General features: G+C 57.9%; 20 protein-coding genes. 13 read left to right on the plus strand and 7 right to left on the minus strand.

Annotation, left to right across the window (positions count from 1 at the left end; all coding sequences use genetic code 11):
• Nucleotides 1-96 precede the first annotated feature (96 nt).
• The 9 genes from G6L01_RS11220 to G6L01_RS11260 all read left to right on the plus strand — a co-directional run bounded on the left by G6L01_RS11220 (nt 97) and on the right by G6L01_RS11260 (nt 7778).
• Nucleotides 97-414 (plus strand): ArsR/SmtB family transcription factor, encoded by a 318-nt coding sequence (locus tag G6L01_RS11220; protein WP_015916773.1) that lies wholly within the window; start codon nt 97-99, stop codon nt 412-414.
• A gap of 223 nt (nt 415-637) precedes the next feature.
• Nucleotides 638-988: a hypothetical protein gene (locus G6L01_RS11225; RefSeq protein WP_139190221.1), complete on the plus strand. Its 351-nt coding sequence runs from the start codon at nt 638-640 to the stop codon at nt 986-988.
• A gap of 286 nt (nt 989-1274) precedes the next feature.
• Nucleotides 1275-2600: an omega-aminotransferase AptA gene (aptA, locus tag G6L01_RS11230; protein WP_070166469.1), complete on the plus strand. Its 1326-nt coding sequence runs from the start codon at nt 1275-1277 to the stop codon at nt 2598-2600.
• Nucleotides 2601-2774: 174 nt separating this feature from the next.
• On the plus strand, nt 2775-3881 hold the full coding sequence (locus tag G6L01_RS11235; protein ID WP_070166953.1) for a branched-chain amino acid ABC transporter substrate-binding protein: 1107 nt from the start codon (nt 2775-2777) through the stop codon (nt 3879-3881).
• A 155-nt stretch (nt 3882-4036) separates the two neighbouring features.
• Nucleotides 4037-4906 (plus strand): aldose 1-epimerase family protein, encoded by an 870-nt coding sequence (locus G6L01_RS11240; protein WP_070166470.1) that lies wholly within the window; start codon nt 4037-4039, stop codon nt 4904-4906.
• Nucleotides 4903-5565: a chloramphenicol phosphotransferase CPT family protein gene (locus tag G6L01_RS11245; RefSeq protein ID WP_081344159.1), complete on the plus strand. Its 663-nt coding sequence runs from the start codon at nt 4903-4905 to the stop codon at nt 5563-5565. Before G6L01_RS11240 ends, G6L01_RS11245 begins: the two co-directional genes overlap by 4 nt.
• 19 nt (nt 5566-5584) lie before the next feature.
• Nucleotides 5585-7279 carry an adenine deaminase gene (gene ade, locus G6L01_RS11250; RefSeq protein WP_070166471.1) on the plus strand — a complete coding sequence of 565 codons (1695 nt, stop codon included), beginning with the start codon at nt 5585-5587 and terminating at the stop codon, nt 7277-7279.
• 108 nt (nt 7280-7387) lie between these two features.
• Entirely contained in the window at nt 7388-7549 is a 162-nt protein-coding gene (locus G6L01_RS11255) for a DUF4160 domain-containing protein (RefSeq protein ID WP_427832957.1), read from the plus strand.
• Nucleotides 7530-7778, plus strand: a complete 249-nt coding sequence (locus G6L01_RS11260; protein WP_070166472.1) for a DUF2442 domain-containing protein — start codon at nt 7530-7532, stop codon at nt 7776-7778. Before G6L01_RS11255 ends, G6L01_RS11260 begins: the two co-directional genes overlap by 20 nt.
• Nucleotides 7779-7798: 20 nt before the next feature.
• Here the strand turns inward: G6L01_RS11260 and bglA are convergent, their stop codons facing one another.
• The gene (bglA, locus tag G6L01_RS11265) at nt 7799-9466 is read right to left on the minus strand and encodes a beta-galactosidase BglA (protein ID WP_070166955.1); all 1668 of its coding nucleotides are present in this window, start codon (nt 9464-9466) and stop codon (nt 7799-7801) included.
• Nucleotides 9467-9741: 275 nt separating this feature from the next.
• Between bglA and G6L01_RS11270 the strand changes: the two genes are divergently transcribed.
• Entirely contained in the window at nt 9742-10809 is a 1068-nt protein-coding gene (locus tag G6L01_RS11270; protein ID WP_139190220.1) for a glycosyltransferase family 4 protein, read from the plus strand.
• 19 nt (nt 10810-10828) lie between these two features.
• Here G6L01_RS11270 and der read toward each other — a convergent pair whose 3' ends face one another.
• The 3 genes from der to G6L01_RS11285 form a co-directional block, all read right to left on the minus strand.
• Nucleotides 10829-12253 carry a ribosome biogenesis GTPase Der gene (gene der / locus G6L01_RS11275; RefSeq protein ID WP_071207235.1) on the minus strand — a complete coding sequence of 475 codons (1425 nt, stop codon included), beginning with the start codon at nt 12251-12253 and terminating at the stop codon, nt 10829-10831.
• Nucleotides 12254-12409: 156 nt separating this feature from the next.
• Nucleotides 12410-13081, minus strand: coding sequence for a tetratricopeptide repeat protein (locus G6L01_RS11280; protein WP_070166475.1), 672 nt, complete (start codon nt 13079-13081; stop codon nt 12410-12412).
• 122 nt (nt 13082-13203) lie between these two features.
• Nucleotides 13204-13782, minus strand: coding sequence for an NnrU family protein (locus tag G6L01_RS11285; RefSeq protein ID WP_070166956.1), 579 nt, complete (start codon nt 13780-13782; stop codon nt 13204-13206).
• A 307-nt stretch (nt 13783-14089) separates the two neighbouring features.
• On the opposite strand from G6L01_RS11285, the gene G6L01_RS11290 reads away from it, so the two are divergent.
• Nucleotides 14090-15061 (plus strand): polysaccharide deacetylase family protein, encoded by a 972-nt coding sequence (locus G6L01_RS11290; protein WP_070166957.1) that lies wholly within the window; start codon nt 14090-14092, stop codon nt 15059-15061.
• A gap of 37 nt (nt 15062-15098) precedes the next feature.
• Here the strand turns inward: G6L01_RS11290 and sbmA are convergent, their stop codons facing one another.
• Both sbmA and G6L01_RS11300 read right to left on the minus strand, forming a co-directional pair.
• Nucleotides 15099-16379, minus strand: coding sequence for a peptide antibiotic transporter SbmA (gene sbmA / locus G6L01_RS11295; RefSeq protein ID WP_070166476.1), 1281 nt, complete (start codon nt 16377-16379; stop codon nt 15099-15101).
• A gap of 122 nt (nt 16380-16501) precedes the next feature.
• Nucleotides 16502-17698 (minus strand): YbfB/YjiJ family MFS transporter, encoded by a 1197-nt coding sequence (locus G6L01_RS11300; protein ID WP_070166477.1) that lies wholly within the window; start codon nt 17696-17698, stop codon nt 16502-16504.
• Between the two features lie 199 nt (nt 17699-17897).
• Between G6L01_RS11300 and G6L01_RS11305 the strand changes: the two genes are divergently transcribed.
• Together G6L01_RS11305 and G6L01_RS11310 are read left to right on the plus strand one after the other, a co-directional pair.
• On the plus strand, nt 17898-18128 hold the full coding sequence (locus G6L01_RS11305; protein WP_070166958.1) for a hypothetical protein: 231 nt from the start codon (nt 17898-17900) through the stop codon (nt 18126-18128).
• A 348-nt stretch (nt 18129-18476) separates the two neighbouring features.
• Nucleotides 18477-20333: a glycosyltransferase family 2 protein gene (locus G6L01_RS11310; protein WP_174089247.1), complete on the plus strand. Its 1857-nt coding sequence runs from the start codon at nt 18477-18479 to the stop codon at nt 20331-20333.
• A 204-nt stretch (nt 20334-20537) separates the two neighbouring features.
• On the opposite strand, the gene map is transcribed toward G6L01_RS11310, so the two are convergent.
• A complete protein-coding gene (gene map, locus G6L01_RS11315; protein ID WP_070166479.1) occupies nt 20538-21287 on the minus strand; it encodes a type I methionyl aminopeptidase in 750 nt (249 codons plus the stop codon).
• Nucleotides 21288-21320: the final 33 nt, after the last annotated feature.

A 21320-nucleotide genomic window follows, 5' to 3' on the forward strand; every position in this document is an offset into this window, starting at 1 on the left:
CATATTGCTAGACTCAGGGTGTAGGGTTTCTTGTGGGATGCAACAACCAGGGCCTGCCATGTGTGCAGGCCAATCGCTTCAAAGGAAGAATGAGAGATGAAAGCCAATGACTTGTCTGATCACTCGAATGCGGCTGCCGGCCTGCTCACGGCCATGGCCAATCCTAAGCGACTGATGATTCTCTGCAGCCTGGTTCAAGGTGAGGTGCCGGTCGGCGTCCTGGCCTCGCAGGTTGGCTTGAGCCAGTCAGCGCTGTCCCAGCACCTTTCCAAGCTTCGCGCCCAGAAGCTGGTCAAGACCCGCCGCGATGCCCAGACCATCTATTATTCCAGCACGTCGGATGCCGTCATGAAAGTGCTCGGCACGCTCGAGGATATATTCTGCCATCAGGAAAGCAGCAGAAACGCTGCCTGAATGATAACGCTGACATAACAGCTTGATCTGAAATAAAGGCGGCTTGGTGTTAAAACACACCGGCCGCCTAGATCACTACCGCCTGAATTGCGGGAAGCGGGACAGCAGCCAGCGCGAACCTGCATTAATGGCTATTCCTGACAGCAAGCTGAACAGGCAATGCGCTTGATAAAATTTCAGATTTCTAAAATCCGTTGGCGGCCTATATTGTGGCGCTCATCCGATGACGCAAGCAAGCCTGCCCGGCCAGCAGATGACAGACCCCGAACCACCAATGCAGTTCGGAGCCCGCTCTCTTCATAAAAGCGTCTATTCCCACTCCTGTAACCTTCAAATCCCTTGGGATTTAAAGAGTTACGCAACAGTGGCCGCCGGTCGATCGATGCTGTCGAACTGCCCTTCGATCCTGCATCTGATCATGCTGGCATATACCCATGACGAGCTTGCGCCGACCTTGCCCGCTGAACGTGCAACCCTTGATGCATCCGTATATTGCGTTTTCTCAAATGGAGAAAAACGCTGCGCCGTCATCGCGTTTCAACTCCATTCTCTCCTTATGCCCATTCTGGTTTGAGGAGAACATTGTGCATCAGGAGAAACACTGGTTTCGCTGATTATTCCGGATAGCCGCACTCTGGCCGCTTGACGGCACAAGGCCGGCTGCTACTTTGACCGCGCGGTAAATTTATGCGGAGCGGCCAGCCTACAAGGACGGCTGATTTGCCAGTTACAGCGCCATATGTCCATGACACTGCGGCATGATCTTCAATGTGTGAAGACGCGAGCCCGCAGCCGATTGAACGACCGGATATGGCCCCGAAACCACTGACAGGGCCCGAGGAAGGGCCATGGAGAGTATCATGTCCAATCGCACCAATATTCCTAACGACCTGCGCGCCTTCTGGATGCCGTTTACCGCCAACCGCCAATACAAGCAGGAGCCGCGCCTGTTCGTCGGCGCCAAGGACATGTATTACACCACCCATGATGGCCGTCAGGTTCTGGATGGCACGGCGGGCCTGTGGTGCGTCAATGCCGGCCATTGCCGCCCGCTGATCACCGAGGCGATCCGCCAGCAGGCGGGCGAACTGGATTACGCCCCCGCCTTCCAGCTTGGCCATCCCAAGGCCTTTGAGCTGGCCAACCGCCTGGTGGATATCGCCCCTGCCGGCATGGAGCATGTGCTTTACACCAATTCCGGCTCTGAATCGGTCGAGACCGCGCTGAAGGTGGCGCTGGCCTATCACCGCGTCAAAGGCAATGGCTCGCGCTTCCGCCTGATCGGCCGCGAGCGCGGCTATCACGGCGTCAATTTCGGCGGCATTTCGGTCGGCGGCATCGTCTCCAACCGTAAGATGTTTGGCACACTTTTGACCGGCGTCGACCACATGCCCCACACCCATCTGCCGGAAAAGAACGCCTTCACCAAGGGCCAGCCGGAGCATGGCGGCGATCTCGCAGCCGAGCTGGAGCGCATCGTTACCCTGCATGACGCTTCCACGGTCGCTGCCGTCATCGTCGAGCCGGTCGCAGGCTCCACCGGGGTGCTGATCCCGCCGAAGGGCTATCTGCAAAAGCTGCGCGACATCTGCACCAAGCACGGCATTCTGCTGATTTTCGATGAAGTCATCACCGGCTATGGCCGTCTCGGCGCGCCTTTTGCCGCCCAGTATTTCGATGTGACGCCTGACATCATCGTCACCGCCAAGGGCCTGACCAACGGCGTCATCCCGATGGGCGCGGTGTTCGTGACATCAGAAATCCACGATGCCTTCATGTCCGGCCCGGAACACATGATCGAGTTCTTCCACGGCTATACCTATTCCGGCAACCCGATTGCCTCAGCCGCCGCCCTCGGCACGCTCGATACCTACCGGGACGAAGGCCTGCTGACCCGCGCCAGCGAGCTTGCCCCCTATTGGGAAGAGCAGTTGCACAGCCTGGCCGATTGCCCCAATGTCATCGATATCAGAAATATCGGCCTGATCGGCGCCGTGGAGCTGAAACCCATCGACGGCGAACCCACCAAACGCGCCTTCAACGCCTTCCTGAAGGCCTATGAAGACGGATTGCTGATCCGCACCACCGGCGACATCATCGCGCTGTCACCCCCGCTGATCATTTCCAAGGCCGAAATCGACCAGCTGTTTGACAAGCTACGCAAGGTGCTGATGAGCAATATCTGACCATTGATCGTCGTAACACCAAAGCCGCTTCATTGGGCCGCATAACGCGGCCCTTTTTCATGGCCGATTTTTTGATTATGCAGTAGAAACCAGCCGGGGGAAACAGCAACCCAAGATATGCCGCCACAGAACAAGCCATCGCAGAATGGTGCGGCGAAACCCAAGGAGATAACCATGAAACTTCATCTTTTGGCCAGCGCTGCGCTAGCCGCGCTTCTCGCCGCTGCCCCCGCAGCCCATGCCGATATTACCATTGGTCTGATGGCGCCGCTGACCGGGCCGTTGGCGGCCATTGGTGCGCAGATCAAGAACGGCACGGAAACAGCGATTGCCGATATCAATGCCAAGGGTGGCATCAAGGGCGAAAAGCTGGTGCTGAAGACCGCCGACGATGCGGGCGAGCCGAAGCAAGGCGTGTCCGCCGCAAACCAGCTGGTCGGTGAAGGTGTGCGTTTCGTGGTTGGCCCGGTGACGTCAGGCGTCGCCGTTCCGGCCTCCGACGTGCTGGCGGAAAACGGCGCGCTGATGGTCACTCCGACCGCCACGGCCCCAAGCCTGACCAAGCGCGGCTTGCCGACTGTGCTGCGCACCTGCGGTCGTGATGATCAGCAGGCCGATGTGGCGGCCAAATATGTGCTGGCCCATTTCAAGGACAAGAAGATCGCCATCCTCAATGACAAGGGTCAGTATGGCAAGGGTCTGGCGGATGCCTTCAAGGCCGCGCTGAACGCCGATGGTGTCAAGGAAGTGTTCAACGATTCGCTGACCGCAGGCGAAAAAGATTTCAGCGCGCTCGTCACCCGGTTGAAGTCGGCCAATGTCGAAGTGCTGTATTTTGGCGGCTATCATCCCGAAGCAGGCCTACTGGTGCGCCAGATGCAGGATGCCGGGCTGAAAGCCGTGGTGGTGGCGGGCGATGGCCTGTCCAACAGCGAATATACCACTGTCGGCGGTGACGCCGCCAATGGCACGCTGTTCACCAATGCCGCCGACGCGCTGAAAAACCCGGATTCCAAGGTTGCAGCCGATTCGTTGACCGCCAAGGGCATTCCGGCGGAAGCCTTCACGCTCAACGCCTACGCCGCCGTGCAGGTCATTGCCGCTGGCATCGAAAAGGTCGGCAGCGCCGAGGATGCCGAAGCTATCGCCACCGCGATCAAGTCCGGCGAACCGATCCCGACCGCCATCGGCAAGCTGACCTATGGCGAAACCGGCGACCTCACCTCGCAGAGCTTCTCCATGTACAAATGGGAAGGCGGCAAGACCGTCGCCGCTGAGTAATTCAGCCATGACATGAGACGCGGGTGTTATCATCCGCGTCTCATGCCGTTTATGTGCCATGAAGAGCGGGTAAATTTCTCTCCATATTTTCGTTACATGGAGCATCGTATAGAAAGCCGGAAAGAACGCCACGCCCACTTAAGAGAGACACGCCCATGCCCACACTGACTGAGATCGGCAATGACCAGCTTACCGTGCAGATCTCCTCGCTTGGCGCGGAGATGCAGTCCCTTCGCACGCAAGACGGCAAGGCCCTGCTATGGCATGGCGATGCGGCCTATTGGGGCGGGCGTTCGCCCATTCTGTTTCCGATTGTCGGCAAGGCCAAAGACGATACGTTGCTGATCGATGGCAAGCCCTATTCCATGGCTCAGCACGGCATTGCCCGACGCCGCGAGTTTACGCTGCTGGAAGCCGGAGCCGATGTCTGTCGCCACGAACTGACCGCCAATGACGAGACCAAAGCGGCCTATCCCTTCGATTTTTCGCTGGTGCTGGAACACCGGCTGCATGGTGCGGGTCTGACGGTGTCCGCCACGGTTACCAATCGCGGTGATACCCCCATGCCCTATGGCCTCGGCTTCCATCCGGCTTTTCTCTGGCCCTTGCCGGGGGCAGAGGGCAAGCCACACACGATCACGCTGGACAATGGTGCCGAGCCAGCCCTGTTGCGGTTGGGTGGCGGCTTGCTGGCCGAAGAAGCCCGCCCCTCACCCTTCCATGGCGGACGGCTGGTGCTGGACAAGAGCCAGTTCGAGGAAGACGCGATGATCTTTCCCGAAGGTACCGGAACGGGGCTAACCTATCACGCCGAAGATGCGGCCAGCCTGCATTTCCGCTTTGAAAATCTGCCCAATCTGGCACTCTGGCAAAAACCCGGCGCACCCTTCATCTGCATTGAGCCCTGGCACGGCATGGCCGCTCGCCATGGCAAGAGCAGCGAATTGATGGAACGCCCCTATACCGTCACACTCGCCCCCGGCGACAGCACCCGCCACGGCTTTACCGTGACCGTCGAAGCGTGAGGCCGGATACAGAGCGGGAGATCGGCTCTGCGGGACAGATCCTGATCCTGAACGGGGCGCCGCGTTGCGGTAAATCCAGCATCGCAAAGGTGGTGCTGGACAGCTTTCCGGGCCTTTGGGTCAATCTTGGCGTTGATGCACAGATGGCCACGATCAGCGAAAGGCACAGGCCCGGCATCGGCTTGCGGCCCGGCGGCGAGCACCCGGAAAAAGAAGCGGTCGTGCAGCAGCTCTACGGCGCCCTGCATGAAACGATTGCCGCCCATAGCCGGCTGGGGATCAATGTGGTTGTCGATGCGGGCTACCACGAGGCCTATTCGCGGCCACTCCATATTCTCGATGATTGCGCCAGACGGCTGGCTGGTCTGCCGGTGCTGTTCATCGGTGTCCGTTGCTCGCTTTCCACCATCATGGCCCGCCGGGCCGCCTCTCCAACCAATGGCGCGATCGCCTATCTTCAGGGCTCAACAAACGATCCGGTTCCGGAACCTGTACAGCGCTGGCAAATGGCTGTGCATGAACACGGCCCCTATGATCTGGACATCGATACAACCGACAAGACACCGGAAGAGTGTGCTAGAGAGATTCTGACATTGCTGGCTAAGGATCGACCAAGCCCCAGCTTTTTCGAGCGGCGTTTGACGCTCATCCAGACCTGAGACCGAAGGAGCCACATCCATGAGCCCATTGGAACGCCGCATCGACCAGGGCGTCGGCCGAGAAACCGCTGATATCGTGCTGAAAGGCGGCCGTTTTTTTGATCTCGTCACCGGTGATCTGGTGGAAAGCGATATCGCCATCTGCGGCGATACTATTGTCGGCACCTGCGGAGCCTATCAGGGCCGCGAGGAAATCGACATATCCGGCAAGATCGTCGTGCCGGGTTTTATCGATACCCATCTGCATATCGAAAGCTCGCTGGTCACGCCGCATGAGTTCGACCGCTGCGTGCTGCCTTACGGGGTGACGACTGTCATCTGCGATCCCCATGAAATCGCCAATGTACTGGGAACCGAAGGCATCGAATTCTTCCTGGAATCGGCGCTGGAAACCATCATGGATATCCGCGTGCAGCTTTCCTCCTGCGTGCCCGCGACCCATCTGGAAACCTCGGGCGCGGACCTGCCCATCGAGCGGCTTTTGCCATTCCGCGACCACCCGAAGGTGATTGGCCTTGCCGAATTCATGAATTTCCCCGGGGTCATCCACAAGGACCCGATCTGCATGGCCAAGCTGGAAGCCTTTCAGGGTGGCCATATCGATGGTCATGCGCCGCTGCTGCGCGGTAACGATCTGAACGGCTATCTCTCGGCGGGCATCCGCACGGAACATGAATGCACCACGGCGGAAGAAGCCCTGGAGAAAATCCGCAAAGGCATGCATATTCTGGTGCGCGAAGGCTCGGTTTCCAAGGATTTGCACGCCCTGATGCCAATCATAACCGAGAGGCTGTCGCCCTTTCTGGCGCTCTGCACCGATGACCGAAACCCGCTGGATATCGCTGAACAAGGCCATCTGGATTATATGATCCGCACGGCCATCGCCCATGGCGTGGAGCCGCTGGCCATCTACCGCGCCGCCTCCATCTCAGCGGCTCGCGCCTTTGGTCTGCGGGATCGCGGCCTTGTCGCCCCCGGCTGGCGGGCCGATCTGGTGGTGGTGGACAGTCTGGAAAACCGCAAGGCCGAGACGGTGTTTGCGGCCGGTCGCCGTGTCACCGACTCTTTGTTTGCCACCCGCAAGCCGGTGGCCCCGGTTGGCCTCGACAGCGTCAAGGCCCGGATCGTCAAGTCAGCCGATTTTGCCGTGCCGGTCAGTGACGGCGAAGTGCCTGTCATGGGCGTGTTGCCGGGCAAGATCATCACCGAATATCGCCGCTACCGCCTGCCCGCTTCCGGCAACCAGACCAGCGTCGATCTCGACCGCGACATCATCAAGGTCGCTGTCATCGAGCGTCACGGCAAGAACGGCAACCACGCCAATGGCTTCGTGCAGGGCTTCGGGCTGAAAAAGGGTGCCATCGCCTCCACCGTCGGTCATGACAGCCACAATATCTGCGTGGTCGGCGTCTCCGAAGACGACATGACTATGGCCGCCAACCGCCTCTCCGACATCAAGGGCGGCTTCGTGGTGGTGGAAGACGGCAAGGTGACAGGCGAAATCCCCCTGCCCGTCGCGGGCCTGATGAGCCTTGAGCCGTTCGAGAGCGTGCGCGACACGCTGCATGAGCTGCGCCAGGCAGCTTACGCGCTTGGCACCACCTTGCAGGAGCCGTTTTTGCAGGTCGCCTTCCTGCCGCTGCCGGTCATCCCGCATTTGAAGATTTCCGACAAGGGCATGGTGGATGTCGATAAGTTTATGCTGATTGGGTGAGGCTGAAGAAAGATGTGAGACATAACGCCTGTCCTGTTACGCCACGGCCCATACAAATTCTTTTTCTATTCCAACGAAGGCAATCCCCGAGAGCCAATCCACGTCCATGTGCGCAGCGCCCACGGGGAAGCCAAAATCTGGCTGGAACCCACCATCGGACTGTCCGAGAGCTTCGGGTTCAACAGCCGGGAATTATCTGCTATTATCAAGATTGTCATAGACAACCGTGCGGCATTTACGAGGGCTTGGCGTGAATATTTCGGCAACTGATGTCCGCTTCGATGACGACAGCATATGGGTTTCGCTCAGCGATGGCCGGGTGCTGGGCATTCCACTTGCCTGGTTTCCGCGCCTGCTTACGGCCTCGGTGGAGCAACGAAATCAGTTCGAATTGAGCATATCCGGCATTCATTGGGACGATCTGGACGAGGATATTTCCATTGCTGGCCTGATCGAAGGCCGAGGCGACCAGACAAGAAGCCCGGTTGCCGCCGAATAACCTCCGCTTCATCGCGCTCCTCACACCCGCGCGCAAAAACCGTCAAGCGCATCAAGCGTAATCACGCCCTTTTCATAGGTGCTGCGGGAATCTGGCAAAGCGATGATATCCTTCACCGTCATATGCTCCGGCAGGCGAACCTCCTGCGGTCCGCGCCGCATGTTGAAGACAAACAGCAGTCTGTCGCTGTTCTCCCCGCGCAGGAAGGCCAGCACATCCTCGTTGATGTCAAGGAAGGACATGGACCCATCGCGCAGGGCCGGATGGGCTTTGCGCAAGGCCAGCATGTTGCGGTAGTGGTTGAGCACCGAGCTCTTGTCCTTGTCCTGGGCGTCCACCGACAGAGCCTGCTGCTCCGGCTGAACCGGCAGCCATGGTTTGCCGCTGGTAAAACCGGCCTGCGCCTTGGCTTTTTCCCAGACCATCGGTGTGCGGCATCCGTCGCGGCCCTTGAAGGCGGGCCAGAAGCGAATGCCATAGGGATCGCGGAGGTCTTCAAAGGCAAGATCGGCCTCCGGCAGGCCGAGTTCTTCGCCCTGATAAAGGCAGATTGAGCCGCGTAGGCTGGCGAGAATGCTGATGGCAAGCTTGGCCACCTGCGGCATTTCTTCCGGCCCCTGGGCAAAGCGCGAGACATGGCGCACCACGTCATGGTTGGAAAAGGCCCAGCACACCCATCCATCTTTCACCATCGACTGGAAGGAGGTGACACAATCGCGAATATGCGACGGGGTAAAATGTGGCCCCAGCAGATCGAATGTGTAGCACATATGCAGCTTGTCGCCGCCGCTGGTATAGGCGGCCACGGTTTTCAACGACCGTGCGCCATCGCCAACCTCGCCCACCGTGGTGCGGTCTTGATATTCATCCAGCAGCGCCCGCAATTTTTGCAGGAAGCCGATATTTTCCGGCTGGGTCTTGTCGTGCAGATGTTCCTGCATGCCATAGGGATTAACATCCGGCGCATCGAGCCCGGCATCGCCGCTGTCTGGCGCATGGGGCGGGTTGTTGCGCAATTCCTTGTCATGAAAATAATAGTTCACGGTATCCAGCCGGAACCCATCCACGCCGCGCTCCAGCCAAAACCGGGTGGCATCCAGCACTGCCTGCTGCACCTGCGGATTGTGGAAATTCAGATCCGGCTGGGAGCCCAGAAAATTATGCATGTAATATTGCTTGCGCACCCCATCCCATTCCCAGGCCGGGCCGCCGAACACCGATAGCCAATTGCTCGGTGCGGTGCCATCCGGCTTGGCATTGGCCCAGACATACCAGTCAGCCTTGGGATTGTTGCGGCTGGCGCGGCTCTCAATGAACCAGGGGTGCTGGTCGGATGTATGGGAAATTACCTGGTCGATAATCACTTTCAGGCCGAGATCATGCGCCTTGGTCATCATCGCGTCGAAATCGGCAAGTGTGCCGAACATCGGATCGACATCGCAATAGTCCGAGACGTCATAGCCCATGTCAGCCATGGGCGAAGTGAAGAACGGCGACAGCCAGATGGCATCGACGCCAAGCGAGGCTATATAGGGCAAGCGCTGGGTTATGCCCTTGATGTCGCCGATGCCATCACCTGTGGTATCCTGAAACGAGCGTGGATAGACCTGATAAATAACCGCGCCGCGCCACCAGTCGCTCACTGCTTTCCCTGCGGTTTTGCTGGCACGATCAGTCTTGGTCGGCATATGGCCCATCCTCTGCTCAAAAAATTCGGCACTTCAAGACTATAGGGCTCAATGCCGCGATGACCAGTGGCGATGGTCAAGTCCGGCGATCAATCCACCTTCATTCCTTTGTTACAATGCTGGCCCATAAGCCTGACGACAGTGGCGGGGGCTTCTGCGTGATTCCCCGGCGAAACGGCACCCGATAGCAGGCTGCCGTTTCGCCGGGGGAGCATTTCAAGCGGGATGACGCCGCCTATGCGTTGAGCACCGCATCGGATCGAGGAGCACGCGCGATGAGATTGACAATCGTGACCGATGCCTGGCATCCGCAGGTGAATGGCGTGGTGCGCTCCATTGAAAATACCAATGCCGAACTGACCAGGATGGGCGTTACCGTCACCATGGTCACGCCTGCGGACTATCGCAGCCTGCCCATGCCGACCTACCCGGAAATCCGCCTGTCGCTGGCCAGCCCGTGGCGGATTGCCGCCGCCATCAAGCAAAGCCGCCCGGACCTGATCCATATCGCCACCGAAGGGCCACTGGGTCTGTTGGCGCGGCGCTGGTGCCTGAGCCAGGGCCTAGCCTTTTCCACCAGCTATCACACCCGTTTTCCCGAATATGTCGCGGCCCGCCTGCCATTGCCGCTTTCGCTGCTCTATGCCTATGTGCGCTGGTTTCACCGCGCTGGCGGCGCCTGCATGGTGGCGACCGAAAGCCTGAAACGAGAGCTGGAAGACCGCAAGATCGGCAATCTGCGGCTTTGGAGCCGAGGCATCGATACCGAACTGTTCCACCCGCAGCCGCTTGAGGCAAATCCCTTCGACCTGCCCCGCCCGATCTTCATGACGGTTGGCCGGGTCGCGGTGGAAAAAAACCTGCCAGCCTTTCTCGATCTCGACCTGCCGGGTTCGAAAGTGGTGGTGGGCGATGGCCCTGCCCGCGCCGAATTGGCGGAACGCTATCCGGACGTGCTGTTTACCGGCGTCAAATTCGGCGCCGAGCTGGCAAGCGCCTATGCGCAGGCCGATGTTTTCGTGTTTCCTTCGAAAACCGACACGTTTGGCAATACGATTTTGGAAGCGCTGGCCTGCGGCGTACCCGTGGCCGGCTTTCCCGTCACCGGACCGATCGACATCATCTCTGATCCCAAAGCTGGCGCGCTCAATGACGACCTGAAAGCCGCCTGCCTTGAAGCACTGAACTGCTCTCGCAGCCAAGCCAGAGCCTTGGCGGAAACCTATTCCTGGGCCTCCGCCACCCGCCAGTTTCTCGACAATGTCATCGAGGCCAAAACGCAGGGCCGCTGGCGGATGCTGATGCGGCGGAAAAAACCGATCAACCAAGCTTTGGAAAGTTGATCCGTCCGGGAAAATTGAATCAGCGCCTTTTCCGCTTATTCTCAAACGGGTTTTCCGACGCCTTCAAATGAATGCGGATCGGTACGCCGGGCATGTTGAAATCGGCGCGCAAGCCGTTGGTCAGGTAGCGGATATAGCTTTCCGGCACAGAATCAGGCCTGGTGCAGGAAATCATGAAGGCGGGCGGGCGGGCCTTGACCTGCGTCATGTATTTCAGCTTCAACCGGCGACCGGACACCGCCGGTGGCGGATGCTGGGTCTGCACACTGTCCAGCCAGCGATTAAGCTTGGCGGTCGAGATCCGCTTGTTCCACACCATGTCGGTGTCGATGATCGACTGCATCAGCTTTTCAAGGCCGTAGCCGGTCTGGCCTGCCATCGGCACGGCGCGAATGCCGCGCGCCTGTGGCAGGAGCCGTTCGGTCTTTTCACGCAGTTCGGCCAGAACCGCCTGCGGATCTTCCACCAGATCCCATTTGTTGAAGGCGAGAACCGCGGCACGGCCTTCGCGCAGCACCAGATCGACGATCTGGATATCCTGCTTTTCAAACGGAATGGTGGCGTCAAACACGATGACAACGGTTTCGGCAAAGCGGATGGCACGCAATGTATCGGCCACCGACAGCTTTTCCAGCTTCTCGATCACCCGCGCCTTGCGGCGCATGCCCGCCGTGTCGAACATCTTGATGGTGCGGCCACGCCAGTCCCATTCGACCGAAATCGAATCGCGGGTAATGCCGGCCTCCGGGCCGGTCAGCAACCGGTCCTCACCGAGAAAGCGATTGATCAGCGTTGATTTTCCGGCATTCGGGCGTCCGACAATGGCAACGCGCAGCGGCTTGGTATCGTCATAGGCCAGATCTTCCTCTTCATCCTCACCCTCGACGGTGGGCCTGAGGACGATATCGGTCTCGGCCACGTCGTCATCGTCTTCGGGAAAGGCACGTTCCACGCCGATAGCCTCGACAATCGCATCGCGCAGGTCAATCATCCCCTGGCCGTGTTCGGCGGAAATCGGCACCGGTTCGCCAAGGCCAAGCGTGAAGGCGTCGTAGAAGCCTCCATCCGAGCCACGGGCTTCGGACTTGTTGGCCACCAGCACCACCGGCTTGCCGCGCTTGCGCAGCATATCGGCCAGCGCCTTGTCCACATGGGTCAGGCCCATTTTCGCATCGACCACGAACAGCGACAGATCGGCCTCGTCGATGGCGATTTCGGTCTGGGCGCGCATCCGGCCTTCCAGCGTGTCGGCGCCCGCCTCTTCCAGACCGGCGGTATCGACGATGTGGAAGCGCAGGTCCACCAGCTTGGCCTCACCGGGCCGCCGGTCGCGGGTCACGCCCGGCGTGTCATCGACAAGCGCCAGTTTCTTGCCGACCAGACGGTTGAACAAGGTGGATTTGCCGACATTGGGACGTCCGACGATGGCGACGGTAAAGCTCATGATAATTTGGTATCCGGTTATATCCAGCCCGTCTTCAAGCGGACTTTAAAACAGTAGCGCATCGGAGCGAAACCTGTGAAGCGGTTTTCGATCCGATGCGTGAGAGCATATTGGGCGACGGCGCAACAACTGTGCGCCAACAACCCGTTGAAAGTATCAGGACGCCTTGCCAGCGGCAGCGATATTGTCCAGCATGATCTGGGCGCGATTGGCCACGTTGCGCGGTGCTTCGCTATCCTCGGTAATCTGCTGGAACCATTCGCGGGCGCGTTCCATCTGGCCAGCCTTATAGGCGGCAAGACCGAGCGCCTCACGGGCGGAATGGCGCAGGCCCTGGCCGGGAACCGCCAGCGCTTCGACCTCAGTGGACACCTGTTCATAGGTGCCGTTGTCGATCAGCAGCCAGGCGGCGCGGATATGGGCGACATCGCGGATCACTTGCGGAACGCTGTTATCCTTGCCGATGGCGGTAAAGGCATCAATCGCCGCTTTGGCATCGCCCTTCTCCGCCATGAGGGAGGCCGCCCGAAGCTTCGCCAGCACCGGATAGGCGCCGAAGCCGTCTTTTTCCAGGGCTTGCAGATCGCTCAGTGCCTGATCATTCTTGCCATCTGTCGCCAGCTTGGTCGCCGCTAGGAAACGGTCGCCGGACTTGGAGGAACGGTCATCCGTATAATAATCATAAAGCCGGTATCCGGCAGTGCCCACCACGATCAGCACGGCAATGCCAATGAACACTGGCCCCAGACGCCGCCAGAAACGGCGCATCTGTTCGGAGCGAAGCTCGTCATTGACTTCGCGGATAAAGCTGTCGTTCTGATTTGCCATCACATTGTCCGGATATCTGAGCCTGTCGAATACATAACAAGATGCAGGGCCTTCTACCCGATTTTTGCGCCGATGTAAGGGGGAGAAGGGCAAAACACCCATCTCCCCATCAAAAAGCGCGATTACATCGGCAATGGCGAGACGCCGATCAGCACTTCATGCAGCTTGAGAAGGATAGCGACATAGGCGACCAGACCGATGACCACGGCATAGACATCGTATTTGGCCGACACGAACGGCCCGCGCACCAGCAGACCCGCCCGCTCGCGGCGCTTCAAGGAAATCCGCAGAATGACACCCCAAGCCAGCAACCAGCCGAACAGCAGGATCGAGCGCAGGTCGCCGTTGGACAGAAGATGCGCCAGCGCCCAGATCTTCACCGAGAGAACCATGGGATGCTTGGTTTTTGCAGCGATATGGCCAGCCGGGAGAAGGCTGGCCACCAGACAGATCATCGCGATGACCATCAGGGTCAGCGTCAGATGGGTCATGCCAGCGGGTGGAAACCAGACATTGACGATTGGCGCGATACTGTAGCCATAGGCAATAATGGCAATGCCCAGCAGAGACAGGACTGAAAACAGCGACTTCCAGCCGTTCAGGCTGAGGCGGGCCACCATGGAATCGCGAAAGCCCGGCGCAATCGTCCGGGTGAGATGCACCAATGTGAAAAACAACAGACCGAGAATAAGGACAGACATAAAAATCCCCCGCGAATGAAAGACCATAGAGATAGCCGGTCGGCCTGCTCTTGACCAGCCTGCATAATTTGGGGGGAACGACCGTAAACGCCAGACGATTGGGCGAACGATCCAGCCATGACCATCAAAGCTTCGCCGCATTTGCCCGGCAAGCAGCGCAATCGTTCTAGGTTTTTTCGCGTCGTATCGTCCGAAATCCTGTTTCCACTTTTCGGTCCGATACTCTGTTCACAACAAGGTTGTTCGCTTGGCACCGTTTCGCCCGCTTTTCTCCTCATCGCTTCGAACCATCCTGGCCGCGCTCTGCATGCCGGGCATCGCCATTGCCCAGAACGCGGATGAAGTGCCGCAAAAGCCGAAGCAATTGCTGCTGATTTCCTTCGATGGTGCCGCCGATAACCGGCTGTGGGACCGCAGCGGTGAGATCGCCAGCCGGGCCAATGCCCACTTCACCTATTTTCTGTCCTGCACGACGCTGATTGCCCGAGGGCCAGCCTCGAAAGCCTATCAAGCACCAGGCCAAAAGCCCGGCAAGTCCAATGTCGGCTTTGCCCCTGACGAGGCCGATGCCGCGGCAAGGCTTCAGCACATCTGGGCCGCGCATCTCGCCGGGCATGACATTTCCAGCCATGCCTGCGGCCATTTCGACGGCAAGGACTGGAGCAAGGCGGACTGGGTAAGCGAATTTTCGACCTTCAAAACCGTCTTGGCCGGGGCCTGGACTGAGAACGGCGTCGGCGACAAGGAACCGGAGGGCTGGCAGGAGTTCGTCAAGACCGGCATCAAGGGCTTTCGCGCCCCCTACCTCTCGACCAGCAAGGGCATGGCGGAGGCCGAAAAACAGGCTGGTTTTCTCTATGACGCCAGCCTCGTCACCAAAGGTCCACAAGCGCCCGAGCAGGACGGCACTCTCACCCGCTTTGGCCTGCCGCTGATCCCGGAAGGACCGGACAATCGCCCGATCATCGGCATGGATTATAATATGTTCGTGCGCCATTCGGCGGGCTTCGATAACCCGTCGAAAAGCGCCGAATACGAGGAGCGCACCTATCAAGCCTTCAAAACCGCCTTCGAGGCGCAATATAGTGGCGACCGCAAACCTGTACAGTTCGGCTTCCACTTCGTGTTGATGAACGGCGGGGCCTATTGGCGGGCGATGGAGCGGCTGGTGACAGATGTCTGCCACAGAGACGATGTCGCCTGCGTCAGCTATTCGCAAGCGGTGGCGATATTGGAAAAACAGAACGGCCGGAAAAATCCGGCCGGGTCTTCGTTTTAGGTGCCGAGTCTTCGTTTTAGGTGAAAGCCACCCTTGATCAGTAGGGCTTATCAGCCGCAATCTCGCCGTCGGTTTCTTCCCGCGCCAGATAGCGCTGGTCGATGTCAGGCAAAGGCTGATCATCGATAGCCGCCTCGAAGGCTTTCAGGCGTTTGTGTATGGAGAGCAGCTCGATAATCGTGGTCCAATAGCTGACGAGATATTGGAAGGAGTTGCTCACTTCGCCAAAGGCAGTCGATATTTGCTGCCATATGCCAAGGGTGATTTTCCCGGCAACAAAAGTAGGAACTAGAATGAAATTTAGGAACATGACGTCAGCTTGGCCAAAAGAAAAACGTGCTACATTGAAGTATAGATAATGCCAATACATCCTGTAGTAATTGCGACGCACATTTGAATATAGTTCTTTGACGGTAACTGGCTGTGCTCTATCAGAGTGATCTTCCCCGTAAACCAGTTCTTTACGATAGGCAGCCTCCACACGCTGGTTGCGAAAATTCAGCCCCGGCAATTTGATCCCTGCAAAGGCGAGAAGTGCTGTACCGAACAAAGACCAAGCAATAGCCAGCCAGAAAAGAGCATGCGGGATTGCTCCGATAATAGGCAAGCCTTCTACATATTTTGACATGCTAAATAGAAGCGGGAGAAACACGACCAGCGTCATGATCGAGTTTATAAATGTTACGCCAAGCCCTTCGAGGATATTAGCAAAGCGCATTGTGTCCTCCTGGACACGTTGAGATGCACCTTCGATATAACGAAGCTTATTCCACTTCGACATGTAGAAGTCATTCATCGCGGTTCGCCAACGGAAAACATAATGATTTGTGAAAAAAGCAGTGACGACGTTAAGCGTCACGCTAACTGCGCCGATTTCGAAAAACCGCATCTGCAGGCTGTAGAATTGCCCAGCCGTTATTCCAGGCTGCTTTGCAAGCGCATTTTGAAGCAGATCGAAAAAAGGCCCTCGCCAGTTATTGACAGCAACAGATGTCTGAACGGAAAAGTATGTTATGAAAATTATGAAGGCCGAACCCCATATCGACCAGTTTGACCATGGATGATTTCGCTCAATCAGCTTCCAGACGGAACCAAATATAAAAACAAAAATAGTAAAATATAGGTAGAACCACACATTGTCAGGCGTAAAAAAGAAAGCCAAACCAATAGGCGGCTTTTCGCCTTCAGCCAGCGGTGGCATTCCAAGAGCAGCCCCAGCTTGCGGCCCAATGGAATACCAAACCGCTATACAGACCAGGGTCCAAAGCGCAGCGCTAATAAAAAACAATTTCGGCTTGGGGAAGAATGAGTGAAACACGGGGTCTCGCTTTCCTGAAGATATGGTCGTGGCCGTCTTTAGCGCGGCAAACTATGCCAGAAGCCGCAGTGCAGCAATGGTGGGAAGACCACCTTAACGATTTGTAATCGCTGCAAAGGTCTTCAGACCGTCTTTCTCCACAGGCTTGCGGCCAGAATGAGGCTGACCAGCAATACAGCGCCTGCAACAAGGCTTGGCAGCGCGAAGCTGCCGCTGATAGCGGCAAGCCAGCCGGCGACCAGCGGCCCGATCGTCTGCCCGACGCCGAAGGCCGCCGTCATGATCGACAGCGCCTTGCGGGGACTGGCTGGCGCAAGGGTTCTGGCCAGCCGCAGGCCATAGGCGGTGATCGTCATGAAGGTTAAGCCGAGAAGAGCCGCTCCCACCAGCGGGGCAGCCATGCCCGGCAATCCAACCGAGGCAAAAACCCCAATGGCTGCCAGAAGCAGGGCAAGGCTGTAGGCGCCCGCCAGTCCAAGTATGTCCAGCACCGGACGCCAGATGAAAAGCGAGCCAGCCGCCATGATGCCTGCAAGAAACCACGCCAGAAATTCCGCCACCGGCCCGGCATTGGCCATGCGGGCCATGGTGACGATGAAGGTGGCCGTCACCACATAGCCGAAGCCGAACAGGCCATAGGAGGCAAACAACAAAAGAAATGGCCTGCCCCAGGAAAGCGGCGGCTCCTGTTCGGCCCTCACCTCGGTTTTGCGCACCCGTGGCAACAGCAGGCTGACGACAAGGAAGACAACAAAGGTCAGCCCCGCCCCGGCCAACCAGTCCAGCCGCCACCCTGCGGATACGGATGCGCCAAACAGGTGTGGCAATGCATAGACCATCAGGGACGACGCGGCGATCCCCAGGCCTACCCCGCCAAAATGGGTGGATTGCGCATATTCACCAGCATGGATGCTTGCATGAGCGCTGACATGGGCAAGCACGATGGAACTGGTGAAGATCATCGCGAAGGCACTGGCCGCGCCTGACAGAAAGCGAATGAGCATGAACATTCCCACATGCTCCGTCAGCGCCATGGCGGCCAGAAGCAAGCTGGTTGCCAAAAGCGAAGACAACGCAATCAACCTTTCGCGCCCCGCCGCCCAACCCTGACCGGCAAGCACGGCCCCTAAGAGATAGCCGAGGAAATTCGCCGCCGCGATCAGGCCCGCATCGCCGGGCAGAAGATGAAGATCGGTCATCATCCCCGGCAGAATGGGGGTGAAGGAAAACCGGCCAAAACCCATGGCCGCAGCCAAGGCCAGCGCACCGGCAAGAGCGGTGAATGGGAGATTGGCATGTCTAGGGGGCGAGATCGTCATGGGCTGCTTATCGCACCGCCGATTTGGCCCAACAAGCCAAAAATACTGATTGAGCCATCGAAGGAAACAGGGGCTGCCGATTTCTCCGCTATCCCAAAAAAACACCCGATGGCGTTTCAAGCTGACAGTTTATTGGCGCTGAAGCTTGCCGAAACCGCAAAAATCGCTAGTGGAGGAAGAAAATTCCAAGGAGTGCATTATGAGCGACCTCAGCCTGCAACAGGCCATCGACAATATCTACACCTCGATCAACAATGATAACGAAGAAATCGATGTGCATATCGCCGCCCTCAAGGCCGCCATGGCCCGCGAAGGCGCCAAGGAAGCGGTGTTCGAGACCACAAAGCTCGCGCAGCCGAACCGTCAGGGCCGCAAGATCATGCAGGCCTATTTCAAGAAAAAAGGCGTCGCAGTCAGCTTTGCCGGCTGATAGAAATATTGCATCTCCATCCCATACTGAAATTCGAATATATTAAGCCATTGATGGATATCATATATTCGAGTTTCTTTCATGGAACCGAACGAAATAATTCAAAGCATTACAAATTAATAATACCGCCAAACTTCAATACAAAAAGCTTAAAATGAATTCCATTAACCAAATACAAGGCGTCATCATCGAAAAAATAAGCAAAATTTGATTTTTTACTAAAAAATGATAATTTTCAAATGTTCATTTTGGATATTTATCATTATGTATAATTTTCATACGAATACTCAGCAGTGGCTTGATATATCACTTTTGTTTTCATCTTTTTTTACTTTAACAGGAAGCATCTTGACTTTGGTCACCAAAGTCGACGCCTACAAGGTTCGTTGGAAAAGCCAGTACGAATGGGCGCAAATTCTTGTCACAATCGCCTCTACCACTCTGATATGCCTAGGGTTTTCCGAACCTGGCCCCGTTGTTGTCATCGCTTCGGGTACGATGGTCCTCGCCCTTGCCGTGCAGCGTAGCCTTCCCTGGCTCAGTGCTGCGGGGGTGGCCTATGTCGTGGTAGCGCCCATCGGAAGCCTCGCCGGCGGGCTATGGATGATATTCTGGCTCAGGCAACAGTCCTATCCGGAATGGCTATGGATCGGCGCCTCAGTGGCCATGGTGCTTTCGTTCCTGCGCATGATATTGGTTGTGGCCATGCGTGTCGGCACCTTTGCGCTCCTGACCCGCAAGGTCTGGACACGGCCGATCGCCCCCTTGCCGCCTCGTAACGGCCCCGAGGAGGTCCGTGTGTCTCTTCACGTCCCCACCCATTGCGAACCTCCTGATCTCGTTATCAATACCCTCGACCACCTCGCGAGGCTGCACTACGAGAATTATGAGGTTATCATTTGCGATAACAATACCCTGGATGAGCAGCTCTGGCGTCCGGTGGAAGCCCATTGCCGCAGGCTGAATGCCGCCAGCGGCAAGGAACAGTTCCGCTTCCTCCATGTGGAAGGGCTTCAAGGCGCCAAGGCAGGCGCATTGAACCTATGCCTCGACCATACGGATCCGGGCGCCGAACTGGTCGCTGTCGTCGACGCCGACTATCTGGCCGAACCGGACTTCCTTTCTCGTCTGGTTGGCTTCTTTGTCGATCCCCGCTTCGCCTTCGTACAAACCTCGCACGATTATCGCAGCGACGATGCCAGCCTGTTCAAGCGCGCCTGTTACTGGGAATATGTGGCGCCGAATCGCTTGGAATATGCCGGTGCCAGCGAGATGCGGGCTTCCTTCACGGTCGGCACCATGTGCATTTTCCGACGCTCGGCAATCGAGGCGGTCGGGCGCTGGGCGGAATGGTGCCAGACGGAGGATTCCGAAATTGCCATTCGTTTGCGCGCCGCCGGTTATGACGGCGTTTTCCTGCCCTATACATTCGGACGCGGCCTGATTCCCGACAATTATGCCGACTGGAAACGCCAGCGCTTCCGCTGGACATCCGGCCCCATGCAACAGTTTCGTCGTCATTGGCGGCTGTTTCTTCCTTCACGTTTCGGTGGATCGCCGCATTTAAGCCGATGGGGTAAATTGTTCGAAGTGTTCCGCAGCGTTGTGCCTTTGACCATTCCGATGACCATTGCTGGCAATGTCGCCTTTGCCATTTTGCTGCCCATCATGGTCATGCTGGACATCACCCCGCAGCTTTCGGTGCCGCCGGTTGCCGTGCTGGGCCTGTCCGTCGTGATGGCCGCAAGCGTCGTGCGGACCGTTGCCGAATACCGCGTCTGCGGGTGTTGCCGGTTGCGGGATGTGTTAAGCGCAGAATTTGCGGCGCTGGCGCTCAGCCACGTCTGCGGCATGGCCGCAATCACCGCTGCCCTGGGTGGAAAAATCGTCTGGCTGAGAACGCCGAAATTCAACAGCCGGTCGTCCCTTCGCAATGCGCTTGCCAGTGTGCGGGTGGAACTGTCCATTGCCCTTGCACTGGTCGTCATCGCGATCACCATCGCTTTCGCTTTCGAGACCGTCAACCTGCATGGCAAGCTGGTGGCGCTTGGGGCCTTGGTGTATCCGCTGCTCTCATTTGTCGCAGCAGTGGCCATGGCCCTGCTGGCCCTGGCGCGAAGGCCGGACACCGGCACTCAGGCTTTCATCGATAAAAGGGCGATCTCCGATCAAAGGGGTAACACGGGCACGCCCCCCTCCCCTTAAAGTTTGTCAGAAAAAAGCGAAATCGGATTTTCCCGAAAAGACAAACGAAGACAAGAGAGACTACAGCACTCTTTAAGCGCGATACAGGGCTCACGGAGCTGTAACGCGCACGCCCCAAAAGGCTGAAACACCTGATGTGCTGGCGACATCAGGTGTTTGGCTTCAAAAGCAAACCTCATCGCGATGCAGCGAGACGTGAGGTGTTCACTCCACCATTGTCAAAATCAGCGGCCCATTGCGAGTTGCCACCACCGTATGTTCGAATTGCACGGTCGGCGCTTTCGGGTCGCTGTAGAGCGTCCAGGGGTCATCGCCATCCTCGGCCCATTGACCGCCCAGCGACAGGAACGGCTCGATGGTGAAGACCTGGCCTTCCTGCATGATTCTTGTTTCGTCCGGGTCGGCCCAGGTGGAAAGCTCGCGCGGTTCCTCATGCAGCTCGCGGCCAATGCCGTGGCTGGCGAGGTTGGCAATCAGCGTATAGCGGTTCTTGGCGGCAAAAGCGCCGATGGCATTGCCGATACTGGCAAAAGGCGCGCCGGTCTTGACCTGGGTGACACCTAAAAACAGCGCCCGCTTGCCGTCACGCAGCAGTTTTTCGATCTTCGGCTTGCCCGGCGGCACGATGAAGGATGAGCCGGTATCGCCGAAAAACCCGTTTTTGACACCGGAAACGTCGATATTGACCAGATCGCCCCGGGCAATCACCCGGTCACCCGGAATGCCGTGGGCCACTTCCTCGTTGACGCTGATGCAGGTGGCACCGGGAAACTGATAGCAGAATTCCGGTGCCGATTGCGCGTCATTGTCTTCCAGTATCTTGCGGCCGATCAGGTCCAGCTCGCGGGTGGTTATCCCCGGCTCCAGCGCCGCACCCATGGTTTTCACCGCCAGCGCACAGAGAATGCCGATCTCCTTCAGGTGCTGGAGTTCCTCGTCGCTGGAGATGATCATTGTTGGACTTTCATGAGCGTTTGCGGATTTTGC

Source organism: Agrobacterium vitis, from assembly GCF_013337045.2.
GTDB classification, from domain to species: Bacteria; Pseudomonadota; Alphaproteobacteria; order Rhizobiales; family Rhizobiaceae; genus Allorhizobium; species Allorhizobium vitis_B.